This window comes from Arthrobacter sp. YD2, from assembly GCF_030410475.1.
Classification (GTDB): domain Bacteria; phylum Actinomycetota; class Actinomycetes; order Actinomycetales; family Micrococcaceae; genus Arthrobacter_B; species Arthrobacter_B zhangbolii.
Genome location: NZ_JAUHHB010000002.1, coordinates 732,691 through 747,424 on the forward strand (window position 1 = coordinate 732,691; position 14,734 = coordinate 747,424).

Below are 14,734 nucleotides of genomic sequence, written 5' to 3' on the forward strand. Positions count from 1 at the left end.
CGTTGAGGCGGATATGACTACCGAAGAGAACGCCGGAACCATCCCTGTCCAGAAGTCCGATGAGCAGTGGCGTGAAGAACTGACACCGCAGGAGTTCGCCGTGCTGCGCCAGGCCGGCACCGAACGCCCATACACCGGCGAATACTGGGACACCAAGACCGCCGGCGTCTACCAGTGCCGCGCCTGCGGCAGCGAGCTGTTCACCAGCAACGAGAAGTTCGACTCGCATTGCGGCTGGCCGTCCTTCTTTGCGCCGCTGGCCGAGGGAAAGGTGCGTTACCTGCACGACCGCAGCATGGGCATGGACCGCATTGAGGTCCGCTGCGCCAACTGTGATTCGCATATGGGACACCTGTTCGAGGGCGAGGGTTTCGACACCCCCACCGACCAGCGGTTCTGCATCAACTCCATTTCCGTGAAGCTGGTTCCCGGCGAGACCGCCGGCACCACCGCGGAATAACGGATCCCTTGGAGCACGGAGTATTCCCCGGTGACGCCGTCGAAGGACCGGATGTCCCGGACGAGGTGGTTGACCGCTACCGCGAGCTGAGCGCGGACATTGCCTCCGGCGTCGGCGTGGTCTCCACCCGGCTGCGCGGGCGTGACTACGCGGCCACGGTCAGCGGTTTCCTCTCCGTCTCCTATGATCCGCCCACCGTCCTGGTCAGCCTGTACGCCGAGGCACGCATCGCGGAGGCGGTGCTCGACGCCGGCAGCTGGGCGCTGAGCCTGCTGCCGGCGCGGCTGCGCGGCACCGCGAACTGGCTGGCAAGCCCCGGCTCGCCCCTGGAGGGACTACTGAACCAGGTGGACTACGGCAGGGGCCCGGAAACAGGTGCTGCCATTATTGACGGCGCCATCGCCTGGTTTGAGGTCCGTACCACCTCGGTAACCACGGCGGCTACGCATGAACTGATCGTCGGAGAGGTAGTGTCGATGGGACGCCGGGCCTCCGCCGACGACGAGTCGGACCCCCTGATCCACTTTGCCTCGGCGTACGGGAGGCTGGCCCGTTGAACGACTGCGGTAGGAAGGCACCATGATCGAGATTCTGACCCCGGACGAAATGGCGCGAGCCAGGGTTACCGGAGCACTGGTGGCCGAGATCCTGCAGACCATGAAGCAGCGCAGCACGGTGGGCACGAACCTGCTCGAGATTGACCGCTGGGTGGCGGAAATGATCCGGGACGCCGGAGCGCAGTCCTGCTATGTGGACTACGCACCGTCCTTCGGGCGCGGGCCCTTCGGCCACTACATCTGCACCTCCGTCAACGACGCCGTCCTGCACGGCCTCCCCCACGACTATGCGCTGGCCGACGGCGACCTGGTGAGCCTGGATCTGGCCGTCATCAAAAACGGCATCGCCGCGGATTCGGCCATCAGCTTTGTGGTCGGAACACCGGATCCGGCGAGTACGGCCATGATCCGCGCTACCGAACAGGCGCTCCAAGCCGGCATCGCAGCCGCCGGTCCGGGTGCCAGGATCGGCGACATTTCCCATGCCATCGGCGCCAGCCTGAGCGCTGCCGGCTACCCGGTCAACACCGACTTCGGCGGACACGGTATCGGGTCCACCATGCACCAGGACCCGCACATCCCCAACACCGGCCGCGCCGGCCGCGGATACAAGCTCCGCCCCGGGCTGCTCCTCGCCCTTGAACCGTGGATTATGGCCGACACCGCGGAACTGGCCATGGATCCTGACGGCTGGACCCTGCGCAGCGCCACCGGCAGCCGGACCGCGCACAGCGAGCACACCATTGCCATCACCGACGACGGCGCCGAGATCCTGACTCTGCCCCGCCGCTAGTACCGCTCCCCCACAGAGCTCAGCCCTCCCGGCGCCGTTGGGTCCGGGGACCATTGTGCCGCTCCCGGCCCAAACGTAACCTCGAGGAACGGGGAAAACCGTTCCGGCCCTCAGCGGCTGCGGAACCACCGGTCCGTCAGGAGACACGTATGGGCACCGAGCAGTACCACGAGCCACCGTCCGAACTTCCCGCCGAAACCCGAACCTTCGCACGCATGTGCGCCAGCCTCAGCGAGGAAGCCGAAGCCATTGGCTGGTACGTACAGCGGATGGCCGTGGAACCCGACGCCGAGTCGCGCGCCATCATGCACGATTCCCTCGGCGAGGAATTCAAGCACTTCAGCATGGAATTGGAATTCCTGCTGCGCCGCACCCCGCTCTGGCGGGAAATTGCGCGGGGCATTCTGTTCACCGACGGGGACATAGTGCAGCACGGCGAGGATTCCGAGGCCCGGGCCACCGGGGACTGAGTCCTGCACCCGTCCGCTGCTGCATAAATCGGATCCTGCACAAATCGGATCCTGCACACGTCCATTCCTGTACAAGTCACTCCTTTACAACAGGGAGGTACCGCATGGCACGCAACAGCCTGCTGGACCGCTTCCGGCCCGTCGGGGCACCGGGGCCCGCCGGCCCTGCCGGTGTTCCGGCCCAGGATGACGAGGGTCCGGCCGCTGAACTGATTCCCGTCTTCGAAGCCCTCGACCCGCAGATTGAGGCAGCGCAGGCTACCGCCGGGAACGCGGCCGAACAGGCACGCGAGAGCGTCGCTGCGGCCCGCCGCCAGGCCGCCGCCCTTCTGGAACAGGCACGGATGGACAGTGCCGCGGCCCGTGCCGAGGCCGCCGCCCAGGTCTCGGCCGAGGTGTCCCGGCAGGACGAGGCTCTGCTTTCCGAGGCGAGGCAGGAAGCCGCCGAGTTGCGGCGCAGGGGTGAATCCAGGGTGCCCGAACTCGCTTCCGCCATCGTGGCGGACCTGGTTCAGGACCTGCTGGGACGCGGAACGGACAGCGGCTGATGCAGGCGGACTGGGTGGCGGCGACGGTCCGGGGACGGTCCATGGCACAGCGCCGGCTCGGCGCCGGTGCCTGCCGCAGCCTGTCCACCCTGCCGAACCTGCCCGCTGCAGTGGAGGCCCTCGCCGGGTCCGTCTACGCCGGGGAGCTGGCTGCCGCCCGGACCCTGCAGGAGGCCCAGCTGGCTACCCGGCGTACCGTGCTGTGGCAGCTGCGTGTGCTGGCGGGCTGGCTGCCGGCCAGCGGCACCCCGCTTGTCCGCGCCGTCGCAGCGCGGTTCGAAGCGGATAACATCGTGGCCCTTGCCGCCGCGCTCTCCGCAGGCACCCCGCCGGACGAGGCACCGGACCGGACGCCCGGGTCTTCCGGGTCTTCCGGGTCTTCCGGGTCTTCCGGGTCTTCCGGGTCTTCCGGACGTTCCGACACCAGCGCCTCTACCCCTTTTGACCTTGGCGGCCTCGCCACGGCCTGGCCACGGCTTAGGACCGCCGAATCCCTGGATACCCTCCAGCCCATGCTCGCCGCCTCACCCTGGGGCAGTCCGGGACCGGCCGACAGCCTGAGTGCGACACTGCCGGACACCCTGGCGGCAGTGTGGCTGCGCCGGGTGGCCTCCGCTGCCCCGGAGGCACGGCCGTGGGCGGTTGCCGCTGCCGTCCTGCTGGTGGCCCGGCTGCTGCTGGTGGATGGTGGCCGTCCAACCGAGCGCCAGGTATCCCTGCTGCGTCCGCTGATCGGCACCGGGTGGGCGGAAGCGTTCTCCCTGCCGGAACTTCTCCTGGCCCTCAGCCCGGCGGCCGGGCAGGCATTGGCGGGAGTTCAGGATCCGCGGGAATTATGGCGGGCCGAAGCTGCCCTGGCAGGCCGCGTGGAAACGGACGGCTTCTCCCTGCTGCGCGCCGGTCTCCCCGGACCCGGAGTGGTGCTGGGCGCGGCGGCAGTGCTTGCCGCTGATGCCTGGCGGGTGCGTGCCGCCTTGGCTGCGGCGGGCTCCGGCGGTGGCGGAAGCGAGGTGCTCGATGCCGTGGCGTGAGAGCCTGAGCCCGGTCCGGATGGAGCGCATCGCCCTGGTCTGCCCGCTGGATGCCCGCGAACCCATGCTCACTGAAGTTGCGGCCAGTGCCGCCGTCGAACTGGATCTGCCCTACGAGCCCGGCGACGGACCCGAGGAGGTTCAGCGTGCGGCCGAAGCCGCCGTCGTCCACGGCCCGGTAGCCGCCCTCGCCGGCTGGGCACCCACCGCCGACCTTCCCGCCCTGCGGAAGGCCCTGGAACCGCACGGCGCCTCAGCGGTCCCGCTGCGCCGGCCCCGCGGTGTCCAGCCGCCCACCCGGCTCACCGGTGAAGACCGGTCACGGCAGGTGCCCCGGCTTTCCCGCCTGCTGGTGGATACCTACACCACCGTCCCGTACTCCAACCTCGATCCGGCGCGGATAGCCGGCGTCGCGTACGTGGTGATGTTCGGGATGATGTTCGGTGACGCCGGCCAGGGGGCGCTGCTGCTGATCGCCGGGCTGCTGATCCGTTTCCTGAAGGTCCCCTGGCTGGACCGCTACCGGCGGACGTGGCTGTTCATCGCCGGAGCCGGGTTCGCTGCGGTGGTCTTCGGCTTCCTGTACGGGGAATTCTTCGGCCCTACCGGCGTGCTCCCGGTGCTCTGGCTGGAGCCGCTGGAGGAACCCATCACATTGATCATCGCGGCGCTGGCCTTCGGCGCGGTGCTGCTGGCGGGTTCCTACGTGCTGGGCACCATCAACCGGGTGCGGGAGGGCGGCTGGGGATACGCGCTCTACGCCCGCTCCGGGCTGGCCGGGTCCCTGCTCTTTGTTGCCGTTGGACTGGCCGCCTGGGGGCTGCTGACCGGGAACACGATTGTGCTGGTATTTGCCGGTGCAGCCGCACTGGTGGCGCTGGTGTTCATTTTCATCGGCCTGTTCGTCGAAGCCGGCGGCGGTCCCACCGGCGGACTGCAGGCCTCGGTGGAGCTGATGGACACGGTGGTGCAGCTGGGTTCCAACCTAGTGTCCTTCACCCGTCTGGCCGCCTTCGGGCTCACCCACGCCGCACTCATGATGGTGGTCTGGCAGGCTACAACGGCCATCTGGGAGCCGAACTGGCGGATCATCCCGGCCATCCTGATGTTTCTGGTGGGCAACATTCTCACCTTCGCCCTGGAGGGTCTGGTGGCCGGCATCCAGGCGCTGCGGCTGGAGTACTACGAACTCTTTTCCCGCATTTTCCTCGAGGAGGGGCGCCGGTTCCGGCCGTGGACCCCCGCCACGGGACCGGCTGCCAACGCCGCTGTTACCCCTACCGCCCCTGCTGAAAGGCACCTGCCGTGAATCCCTGGTTTGCCAGCATTCCGCTGGTCCTGATCCTGACCGTCCTACTGACCGCGGGTGCCGTGATGCTGATGCGCCGGCGGCGCCGCACCGGCGTCCGGGCACTGCTGGGCCTCAACGCCGTCCTGATGGGGGGCGCGCTGGCCCTTCTGGTCGCCGCCTTCAACGCAGTTCCCGCCACGGCGGGCGACGGCGGGGCTGCCGCCGCTTCCGTTGCCATGGCCACCGACGGCAGCGACAGCAGCAGTGCTGCCCTGCTCGGTGCGGCGATCGCCGTGGCCGGGTCCTCCATCGGCGCGGCCATTGCCGTGGCCTACACCGGATCCGCAGCGCTGGCCGCCATGAGTGAGCGCCCGGAAATCTTCGGCCGCGCCATGGTGGTGGTGGGCCTGGCCGAAGGCATAGCCATCTACGGGCTGATCATCTCCATCATCCTCATCGGCCAGGCATGAGCGCTCGCGAAGGAACCGTCGCTGCCCTGGGCAGCACCACGCTGCTGCAGGGGTTCAGGCTTGCCGGGGCGGCGCTGTATCCGGCTGCCGGGGCAGCTGATGTTCGCGCCGTATGGGCAGCGCTGCCCGAATCGGTGTGCGTAGTGCTGCTGACGCCCGACGCCGCGGCGGACCTCGCCGTCGAACTCGCCGACCCGCTGGCCCCGCTGACAGTGGTGCTGCCGGTATGACCCGGCTGCCGCGCGGCGCCGAAACCGCGCTGGAACCGGTTCGCCGGGCGCTGGACCGTGAGGCCGCACAAAACGCCGCCCGCACAGAGGCAGAAGCACGGAGGCAGGCGGAGGAGATCCTCGCCGCCGCCCGCGCCGAAGCCGCGGACATCCGGGCCACTGCCTCGCGCGAGGGCGCCGAGGCGGCGCGGGCGGATGCCGTGGCGTCCTCGGCCCGGGCCCGCCGGGCAGCACGGCGGAGCATCCTGGCCGAGCAGGAGCACCTGCACTCCCTGCTCACTGCCGAAGTGATGCAGCAGGCCCGCGAAATCCGCCGGGACCCGCGCTATCCGCAGATCCTGCGGCGGCTGACGGCACAGGCGGACCGGTTGCTGGGGCCGATGGCTTCGGTGACGGAAAGCCCCAGGGGCGGCGTCACCGGCACGGCCGGATCACGCCGGATTGACCTGTCATTGCCCGCCCTGGCCGAACAGGCCCTGGAAGAAAACGCGCGGGAGGTGCGCAGACTATGGGAAGACGTGTGAGGACACCGGGTACCGGCAGCGCCGGTACGGCCAGGGACATTGCCGGGACCGGGACCGGGGCGACGGCGGGGGCGGCGGCGACGTCGGCGGCGGGGACCGGGGCGACGGCGGGGGGAGGAGCGGCAGCCGGGCAGGCACGGGGCGAAACGGGCGTGGTCACACGGGTCAGCGGACCGCTGGTTGAAATCCGCGGCCTGCCCGGCCTGACCATGCTTGAAGTGGTCAATGTGGGTCCCGAAGGTATTGCCGCCCAGGCGGTGTCCATTAATGGGGATACTGCCACTGTCCAGGCGTATGAGTACACCGGCGGGCTGAAAAACGGTGACCCGGTGGAACGGACCGGCCACCAGCTTGCGGGCCTGCTGGGGCCCGGACTGCTCGGCACCGTTTTTGACGGGCTGCTCCGTCCGCTCTCGTCCGCCCCGCTCTGGCTCACCCAGCAGCGGCAGAGTTCCACTGAAGATCCGACGGTGCTGGAAACCGAATGGGACTTCACCCCCTCCGTGGCGGTCGGGGACACGGTCCGGGCAGGGCAGGTCCTGGGTATTGTCCCCACGGCAGGCACAGTTGAATTCCGGGTGATGTCGCCGCCGTCGGTCTCCGGGGAAATCGCTTGGCTGGCGCAGGGAAAAGTCCGACCGTTGGACCCGGTGGCCCGGGTGGGCGGAGTGGAGGTTACCCTGGCCCAGCGCTGGCCGGTGCACCGGCCCCGCCCCTTCGGCGAGCGCATTACCGATCTCGTCCCCCTGCAGACCGGACAGCGTGTGCTGGATCTGCTCTTCCCGGTTCCGCGCGGTGCGGCGGCAGCCGTCCCCGGCGGGTTCGGCACCGGCAAAACGCTGACGCTGCAGCAGATTGCCAAATGGTCGGACGCGGACGTGATTGTCTACGTGGGCTGCGGCGAGCGCGGCAATGAGATGGCGGACGTGCTGGACGGGCTCTCAGGTCTGGATGATCCGCGTACCGGCGGCAAGCTCATTGACCGTACGGTCATCATTGCCAATACCTCCAACATGCCGATGATGGCCCGGGAGGCGTCCATTGCCTCCGGGGTTACCGTTGCCGAGTTCTTCCGCGACATGGGCTACGACGCCGTGGTGATTGCCGATTCCACCTCCCGCTGGGCGGAAGCCCTGCGCGAATTCGCCAACCGCAACGGGGACCTGCCCGCCGAGGAGGGCTATCCCGCCTCCCTGGCCAGCGAACTGGCGGCATTCTACGAGCGGGCCGCCCGGGTACGGACCCTGGGCGGGGCGACGGCTTCGGTTACCGTCATCGGCGCCGTCTCCCCTCCCGGCGGGGACATGAGCGAACCGGTGACCACCGGTACCCAGCGTTTTGTCCGTACCCTCTGGCTGCTGGACCGGGACCTGGCCTACTCACGGCACTACCCCGCCGTCTCCTGGCGCGGTTCCTTCTCCCGGGACGCCGAGTCACTGGGCCGCTGGTACTCCGCCCACGGAGACCCGCAATGGACCGCGCGGCGTGCCCGGGCCTCGCTGCTGCTGGCCGAGGCGGACCGGCTGACCGCGCTCGCGGAAATCATCGGCGCCTCCTCGCTGCCCGGCCATGAGCAGATGGTCCTGCTGGGCGGGCGCCTGCTGCGCGACGGGGTACTGCTGCAGAATGCGCTCAGTCCCAATGACGGGTACAGCTCCGCGGACAAGGGTGCCGCCCTGCTGCAGACGGTGCTGGACGTGGTGGATACCTGCCAGGCCATGGTGGGACGCGGAGTGCCGCCGGCCGACGTCGAACGCTACGATTTCTCCCCCGTCCTCCGGCTGCGCGAGGACACGGGCCCCACCGACGCCGAGGGAGTCCGGCAGCGCGCCCGGGACTTCCTGCGTCGGCTAACAGCGGATCTTGACCAGCCATCCACAGTGCAACCAGCGGCGGGAGCAACCCATGGCTAACAACACCGGCCCCACCGCCCGGGTGGGACACAGCGACGTACGCGAGCTCCGGGGCCCGCTGCTGGTCCTGGGCGACACCGACGGCGTGGGCTGGGACGAGTTCGCCACCGTCTCTGTGGACGGCGGGGCGCAGCGGCACGGCCTGGTGCTGGAGATCGACGGGGACGAAACCACCCTGCAGGTCTTCGAAGGCACCGAGGGCATGGCGCTGGGCGGGGTGGAAGTGCGCTTCCAGGGCCGCCCGCTTTCCGTGCCCGTGGGAGACGGGTGGCTCGGCAGGGTCTGCAACGGCCGGGGGGAACCGCTCGACGGCGGCCCTCCCGTTACTGCCGAGGAAACCGCTCCGGTGGGCGGCTGGCCGCTGAACCCCGTGTTCCGGGAACCGCCGCAGGATCCGGTCATCACCGGCATTTCCGTGGTGGATGCCCTGACCACCCTGGTCCGCGGACAGAAACTGCCGATCTTCTCCATCCCGGGCCTGCCGCACCTGACCCTGGCTACGCAGATCGCCGCCCAGGCCGCCACCTCCTCGGGGCGGGCCTTCCGGGTGGTGTTCGCCGCCATGGGCATGACCCATGCGGACATTGCCTACATCCGTGACCGGCTGGAGGAACGCTCGGCCGCCGGAGAGCTGGTGCTGCTGCTCAACGCCGCTGATGATCCGGTGATTGAACGCATTCTCACCCCGCGGATCGCGCTGACGGTTGCGGAGTCCCTGGCCTATGACCACGGCTCGGATGTGCTGGTGGTGATGTCGGACATGACCAGCTACGCGGAGGCAGTCCGCGAGGTCTCCGCCGCGCGGCGGGAAATACCGGCCCGCCGCGGCTACCCCGGCTACCTCTACAGTGACCTGGCCACCCTGTACGAACGCTGCGGGCGGGTTAAGGGCCGCGAAGGCTCGGTCACCATTGTGCCCGTGCTGACCATGCCCGCCGGGGACATCACCCATCCGGTGCCGGACCTCACCGGTTACATCACCGAGGGGCAGGTAGTGCTCGACGGCGACATTGACGCCCGCGGTATTTACCCGCCCGTGGATGTCCTGTCCTCCCTGTCCCGGCTGATGCGCAGCGGTGCCGGGAAGGGGCGTACCCGTGAGGACCACCTCGACGTCGCCGCCCAGATCCTCTCCGCCATGTCCCGCGCGCGCTCCGCCTCCGAACTGGCCGAACTGGTGGGAGCTGCGGCGCTCAGCGAAACCGACAAGGCCTACATCGAGTTCCGGACCGTGGTGGAACGGGAGCTGCTCAACCAGGGCCGGGACGAGCTGCGCACCCTGCAGCAGACCCTGGACCTGGCGTGGCAGGCACTGTCGCTGCTGCCGCGCCGGGAGCTGACCATGCTTTCGGCGGACTTCCTTGACCGGTACCTGCCCGGGCCTGAGGGCGGGGCACGGCTGTGACGGGACCGGCGCGGTGAGCGGGTTCCGGTCCGGAGGCAGCCGGGCCGAACGGTCCGAGGTGCAGCGACGGCTCGCGACCGCCCGGCGCGGGGCCGAATTGCTGGACCGCAAGCAGCGGATCCTGCAGCGCTCCATCGAGGGGATGGCAGAGCGGGCCGACGCCGCACGGCTGGGCTGGGAAGCAGCGGCCCGTGAAGCATCTGTGTGGCTGCGGCGGACCACGGCACTGGACGGCGCGGACCGCCTGCTGGCTGCGGCCCCGCTGCAGGACGCCCGGGTCCGCGTGCGGTGGGGCGGGGCCATGGGCATCTCCTATCCCGAGGAAGCCACGTGTACCGTCCCGTCTGCGCCGCCGGCCGGGGGCAGTTCGGCCCTGGCATATGCAGCCGCAGCCCACCGGGAAGCGCTGGAGGCGGCAGTCTCCGCTGCGGCCGTCCAGCGGGCGCTGCTGCTGGTCTCGGAGGAATTGGCAGCCACCCGCACCCGGCAGCGGGCCGTGGAGAACCGGTGGATTCCGCTGCTCGAGGACCAGCTGAAGGCGATCGAGCAGCGCATAGCGGAGCAGGAGCTGGAGGAAAGCCTGCGGTTGCGCTGGGCTGCCGGGCTGATGTGACGAGTGGGGCAGGGAGATGTGACGGTGCGGAGATGTGGGGCCCCGGGAGGCATCGAGTCCGCAGTTCTTATCGTTTCCCGGCCGAAAACCCGTAACCAGTGCAGAGTCGACACCGGCCCGGCCGTCGGGGTGCCGCTGCCCGGTCCGATGTGAGGTGCAATTGCCTGGCCCGGATCGGCCCGGATCGAGAAGGCACAAATTACCGTTGGCGGGATCGAAAAGGCACAAATTACCGTTTTCCGCCGAAAAATCGGTAATTCGTGCCTTCTCGATTGGAGCCTGTGCTCCTGCCCGGACTTCCCGGATACTCCCAGCCGAGCTCCCGCCTGCTTCCCATCCCGACTGCCCGGACACTCCCCGCCGGGATCCTGCCTGGTTCCCGGCGGGCTACAGTGACCGCATCGATACTTCACAGCCCCGCTCGGAGAACAACCGGATTCCCGCCGTCCCGCGGAGCACCAGGTCAGGCCCTGGCGTGCCATCCCGCCGGACGGCCCGTCGCCGCGCCGCGCTGGCCGGCGCCGCCGTCGTTGTCCTGCTGCTGGGCCTGTTCGTCCGGACAGGGCTGCCGGGAGTCCCGGGCGACGCCGCCGGGGGCTTCCTGTACGCCGCCCTGATCTACCTGCTGCTGGCCTTTGCCCTGCCCGGGGCGAAGCGAATGAGGATGGCGGCTGCCGCCGTCGCACTGTGTGCGCTGATCGAGTTATTCCAGCTCACCCCGTACCCGGCGCAATGGGGCACGGCGTGGCCGCCGTTGCGGCTGGTGCTGGGCACCACCTTCAATGCCTGGGACCTGCCCGCATATCTGGCCGGCGCGACGGCTGCAGGCCTGGCCGACGGGCTGATTGGGCGGACGGCCGGGCACGGGCTGTCCCGCCGGACGCAATCCGGCGGGAAGCAACATCCGCAAAGTAACGAGGACAGGACACCCTGACTCCCGGTACGCTGCCTAGGCGGCCGGGGCGCCCTGCATATTGACGGCTTCGTCCAATGTGGCCGGGAAGGAGGAGCCGAACAGCTGGCTGTGCGGGTCGAGCTGGCGGGCCGGAACATCCTGGCGCAGGGGGTACACCTCGGCGCAGCTGACACGGACATGATGGCAGGTGCCGACGGGCCCATGATCCACCCGGACGACGTAGCGAAAGCAAGCCTCGCGGGCGTGGAATCCGGCATGATCGAAGTCCTCGCGGATGACCCGGCGCGGTTCGTCAAGGCGGCCCTGGCCGGCGACCCGTCCCGGCTCTACAGCTGAAACCCGGTTAGAGTCGGAAACCCTCGTCCAGACGTTCAATGATGGTGACATTGGCCTGGCCGCCGCCCTCGCACATGGTCTGCAGCCCGAAGCGTCCGCCGGTCCGCTCGAGTTCGTGCAGCAGCGTGGTCATGATCCTCGCACCGGTGGCCCCGATGGGGTGGCCCAGGGAAATGCCGCCGCCGTTGACGTTGACCTTGGCCATGTCCACGCCAATCTCCCGCTGCCAGGCCAGGACCACGGAAGCGAAGGCCTCGTTGATCTCGAACAGATCGATGTCCTCCACGCTCATGCCGGTGCGCTTCAGGGCATGGCGGGTGGCCTCGATGGGCGCACTCAGCATCATGATCGGATCATCGCCGCGGGCGGAGATTGAGTGGATCCGGGCTCGGGGCTTCAGCCCGTACCGCCGCACCGCGTCTTCCGAGGCGACCAGCAGGACCGCTGCGGCGTCGGAAATCTGCGACGACGTGGCGGCAGTCAGGGAGCCGCCCTCGGCCAGCGGGGCAAGGGTGGCGATCTTGGCCCGGTCCGGATCCCGCGGCCCTTCATCGGCGCTCACGCCGTTCATCGGGAGGATTTCCCGGTCAAAGCGTCCCGCTGTCTGGGCGGCGATGGCCCGGACATGGGACTCGACGGCGAAGTCCTCCATCTCTTCACGGCTGAGCCCCCACTGCTTCACCATCATCTCCGCACCGATGAACTGTGAAACCTGCTGACCGCCGTAGCGCTTTTCCCACCCAACCGAGCCCGCAAACGGATCCGGGAAACCCAGCTCCCTGGCAGCGGTATTCGCGTAACCGATGGGCACGGAGGACATGCTCTGCACACCGCCGGCAATCACCAGGTCGCTGGTGCCGCTCATCACGGCCTGCGCGGCATAGGAAACCGCCTGCTGGCCGGAGCCGCACTGCCGCTCCACGGTGGTCCCGGGAACCCGCTCCGACAGGCCGGCAGCCAGCCAGGAGGTGCGGGCAATATCCATGGCCTGCGGACCGACCTGGTCAATGGCGCCGAGGATCACCTCGTCATATTCCTCGGAATCGACGCCGCTGCGGCGGACCGTCTCGGCGATGACATGGGCGGCAAGATCAGCGGGGTGGATGCTGCTCAGTCCCCCCTTGCGCTTGCCAACGGGTGTGCGGACGGCGTCGATAATGAACGCTTCAGCCATGATGGGAGGGCCTTTCGTCGTTGTAAGGCAGATGGTTGCCAGGTGTGTGCTGAGCACCACAGTAGGCGATACCGCGGGTTCGGGCACCCGACCACCGGTATGCCTCCGCGGCCCAGCGCACCGGTGTCCGTGCGGGACAGCCGCCGGGCAGGATCCCTGCCCTGTCCGGGCGGCAGGAAGCCAGCAGGTAGAATGAGAAAGCTGTGTTCTGAGCAGCCGGCTGCCGGGCGCGGACAACATGCAGTCCCCCAGCAGTTCCAACCCACAGAGTCTGAAAGCAGCGGAGTGTCACAACAGGTTTCCACCACCGTCAGCGCCACCGCCACCAAAGAGATCGTTCGGGAGTCCGCCCGGCGGCGCACCTTTGCCGTCATCTCGCACCCCGACGCCGGTAAGTCCACGCTCACCGAGGCGCTGGCCCTGCACGCCCGGGTGATCGGCACCGCCGGGGCCACCAACGGCAAGGAAAACCGCCGCGAGACGGTCTCCGACTGGATGCAGATGGAAAAGGACCGCGGCATCTCCATCAGCTCCACGGCCCTGCAGTTCGCCTACCGCGACACCGTGATCAACCTGCTGGACACCCCGGGCCACGCCGACTTCTCCGAGGACACCTACCGCGTCCTCGCCGCCGTGGACTGCGCCGTAATGCTCGTGGACGCCGCCAAGGGCCTGGAAACCCAGACCATGAAGCTGTTCGAAGTCTGCCGCGCCCGGAACCTGCCCATCATCACCGTGATCAACAAGTGGGACCGCCCCGGACTGGATCCGCTGGCCCTGATGGATGAAATCACCGAACGCACCGGCCTGGCCCCCATGCCCCTGACCTGGGCCGTGGGCATCGCCGGCGATTTCCGCGGTGTCTGGGACCTGCAGAAGGACGAATACGTCCACTTTGAACGGCAGAACTCCGGTGCCTCCCTGGCCAAGGAAGAACACTTCACCCCGGAACAGGCGCTCGAGCGTGAAGGCGATGTGTGGACCGATTCGCTGGACGAGGCCGAACTGGTCATCGACGGCCGCGACTTCGACCGTGACGCCTTCCTGAACGCCAAGGCCACCCCCATCCTCTTCTCCTCGGCTGCCCTGAACTTCGGCGTCAAGCAGATCCTGGACACCCTGGTGGACCTGGCCCCCTCGGCCTCCGCCCGCGAGGACAAGGACGGCGGACTTCGCCCCGTGGACGCACCCTTCTCCGGGTTCGTCTTCAAGGTCCAGGCCGGCATGAACCGCGCGCACCGTGACCACGTGGCTTTCATCCGGGTCTGCTCCGGCATCTTCGAGCGCGGCATGGTGGTCACGCATTCCAACACCGGCAAGACCTTCGCCACCAAGTACGCCCAGCACCTCTTTGGCCGCGAACGCGAAGTGATCGACCAGGCCTACCCGGGCGACGTCGTCGGGCTGGTCAACGCCTCCGCACTGCGGGTGGGCGACAGCCTGTACGTGGAGGAACCGGTGGAATACCCGCCCATCCCGTTCTTCTCCCCCGAGCACTTCCGCGTGGCCCGTTCCCAGGATCCCAGCCGTTACAAGCAGTTCCGCCGGGGCATCGACCAGCTCGAGCACGAGGGCATCATCCAGGTGCTGCGCTCGGACCGCCGCGGCGACCAGGCGCCGGTGCTTGCCGCCGTCGGCCCCATGCAGTTCGAGGTGGTGGAGGACCGCATGACGCAGGACTTCAACGCCCCCATGCGCTACGAGCAGCTTTCCTACTCACTGGCCCGGCTCACCACGCCCGATGCTGCGGAGATTCTCTCCAACGTGCACGGCGCCGAGGTGCTGGAGCGGACCGACGGCGCGTACGTGGCCGTTTTCAATGACGTATGGGCGCTGCGCCGGGTGGAGAAGAACCACCCCGAGGTTTCGCTGACCGTCATCGGCACCGAATCCCCGAACAGCCGCGGCTACTAGCCGTCTGCAGGCGAAGAGGTACTAAAGCTTTGGCGTGACGGGCACCACACGAGCATAAGAGGTACTTACGTGTGGGCTGTTCTTCGGTA

Annotated in this window: 17 protein-coding genes; 16 read left to right on the forward strand and 1 reads right to left on the reverse strand. The window is 68.7% G+C overall.

Features of this window, described 5'->3' with window-relative positions; genetic code table 11:
* Positions 1-13 precede the first annotated feature (13 nt).
* The 15 genes from msrB (at position 14) to QWJ37_RS10120 (ending at position 11,557) form a co-directional block, all read left to right on the forward strand.
* The gene (msrB, locus tag QWJ37_RS10050) at positions 14-460 is read left to right on the forward strand and encodes a peptide-methionine (R)-S-oxide reductase MsrB (RefSeq protein WP_227902145.1); all 447 of its coding nucleotides are present in this window, start codon (positions 14-16) and stop codon (positions 458-460) included.
* A gap of 8 nt (positions 461-468) precedes the next feature.
* Positions 469-1,017 carry a flavin reductase family protein gene (locus QWJ37_RS10055; protein WP_290245197.1) on the forward strand — a complete coding sequence of 183 codons (549 nt, stop codon included), beginning with the start codon at positions 469-471 and terminating at the stop codon, positions 1,015-1,017.
* A gap of 22 nt (positions 1,018-1,039) precedes the next feature.
* The gene (gene map / locus QWJ37_RS10060; protein WP_290245198.1) at positions 1,040-1,810 is read left to right on the forward strand and encodes a type I methionyl aminopeptidase; all 771 of its coding nucleotides are present in this window, start codon (positions 1,040-1,042) and stop codon (positions 1,808-1,810) included.
* Positions 1,811-1,959: 149 nt separating this feature from the next.
* The gene (locus QWJ37_RS10065) at positions 1,960-2,280 is read left to right on the forward strand and encodes a hypothetical protein (protein WP_227902148.1); all 321 of its coding nucleotides are present in this window, start codon (positions 1,960-1,962) and stop codon (positions 2,278-2,280) included.
* Between the two features lie 104 nt (positions 2,281-2,384).
* Complete coding sequence (locus QWJ37_RS10070; protein WP_227902149.1) at positions 2,385-2,828, forward strand: hypothetical protein; 444 nt, start codon at positions 2,385-2,387, stop codon at positions 2,826-2,828.
* Positions 2,828-3,859, forward strand: coding sequence for a hypothetical protein (locus QWJ37_RS10075; RefSeq protein ID WP_290245199.1), 1,032 nt, complete (start codon positions 2,828-2,830; stop codon positions 3,857-3,859). Before QWJ37_RS10070 ends, QWJ37_RS10075 begins: the two co-directional genes overlap by 1 nt.
* On the forward strand, positions 3,846-5,168 hold the full coding sequence (locus QWJ37_RS10080; protein ID WP_290245200.1) for a V-type ATPase 116kDa subunit family protein: 1,323 nt from the start codon (positions 3,846-3,848) through the stop codon (positions 5,166-5,168). The genes QWJ37_RS10075 and QWJ37_RS10080 overlap by 14 nt, the downstream gene beginning before the upstream one ends.
* Complete coding sequence (locus QWJ37_RS10085; protein ID WP_290245201.1) at positions 5,165-5,620, forward strand: ATP synthase subunit C; 456 nt, start codon at positions 5,165-5,167, stop codon at positions 5,618-5,620. The genes QWJ37_RS10080 and QWJ37_RS10085 overlap by 4 nt, the downstream gene beginning before the upstream one ends.
* On the forward strand, positions 5,617-5,850 hold the full coding sequence (locus tag QWJ37_RS10090; RefSeq protein WP_227927971.1) for a hypothetical protein: 234 nt from the start codon (positions 5,617-5,619) through the stop codon (positions 5,848-5,850). The genes QWJ37_RS10085 and QWJ37_RS10090 overlap by 4 nt, the downstream gene beginning before the upstream one ends.
* Positions 5,847-6,374, forward strand: a complete 528-nt coding sequence (locus QWJ37_RS10095; RefSeq protein ID WP_290245202.1) for a hypothetical protein — start codon at positions 5,847-5,849, stop codon at positions 6,372-6,374. Before QWJ37_RS10090 ends, QWJ37_RS10095 begins: the two co-directional genes overlap by 4 nt.
* The gene (locus tag QWJ37_RS10100; RefSeq protein ID WP_290245203.1) at positions 6,359-8,287 is read left to right on the forward strand and encodes a V-type ATP synthase subunit A; all 1,929 of its coding nucleotides are present in this window, start codon (positions 6,359-6,361) and stop codon (positions 8,285-8,287) included. The genes QWJ37_RS10095 and QWJ37_RS10100 overlap by 16 nt, the downstream gene beginning before the upstream one ends.
* Positions 8,280-9,692 carry a V-type ATP synthase subunit B gene (locus QWJ37_RS10105; protein WP_227902156.1) on the forward strand — a complete coding sequence of 471 codons (1,413 nt, stop codon included), beginning with the start codon at positions 8,280-8,282 and terminating at the stop codon, positions 9,690-9,692. The genes QWJ37_RS10100 and QWJ37_RS10105 overlap by 8 nt, the downstream gene beginning before the upstream one ends.
* 13 nt (positions 9,693-9,705) lie before the next feature.
* Entirely contained in the window at positions 9,706-10,305 is a 600-nt protein-coding gene (locus QWJ37_RS10110) for a V-type ATP synthase subunit D (protein ID WP_227902157.1), read from the forward strand.
* Positions 10,306-10,780: 475 nt separating this feature from the next.
* Positions 10,781-11,239 carry a DUF2809 domain-containing protein gene (locus tag QWJ37_RS10115; protein WP_290245204.1) on the forward strand — a complete coding sequence of 153 codons (459 nt, stop codon included), beginning with the start codon at positions 10,781-10,783 and terminating at the stop codon, positions 11,237-11,239.
* A 90-nt stretch (positions 11,240-11,329) separates the two neighbouring features.
* Positions 11,330-11,557, forward strand: a complete 228-nt coding sequence (locus QWJ37_RS10120) for a hypothetical protein (protein ID WP_290245205.1) — start codon at positions 11,330-11,332, stop codon at positions 11,555-11,557.
* Positions 11,558-11,564: 7 nt separating this feature from the next.
* Here QWJ37_RS10120 and QWJ37_RS10125 read toward each other — a convergent pair whose 3' ends face one another.
* Positions 11,565-12,731, reverse strand: a complete 1,167-nt coding sequence (locus QWJ37_RS10125; protein WP_227927978.1) for an acetyl-CoA C-acetyltransferase — start codon at positions 12,729-12,731, stop codon at positions 11,565-11,567.
* A 285-nt stretch (positions 12,732-13,016) separates the two neighbouring features.
* Between QWJ37_RS10125 and QWJ37_RS10130 the strand changes: the two genes are divergently transcribed.
* The gene (locus QWJ37_RS10130; RefSeq protein WP_227927979.1) at positions 13,017-14,645 is read left to right on the forward strand and encodes a peptide chain release factor 3; all 1,629 of its coding nucleotides are present in this window, start codon (positions 13,017-13,019) and stop codon (positions 14,643-14,645) included.
* Positions 14,646-14,734: the final 89 nt, after the last annotated feature.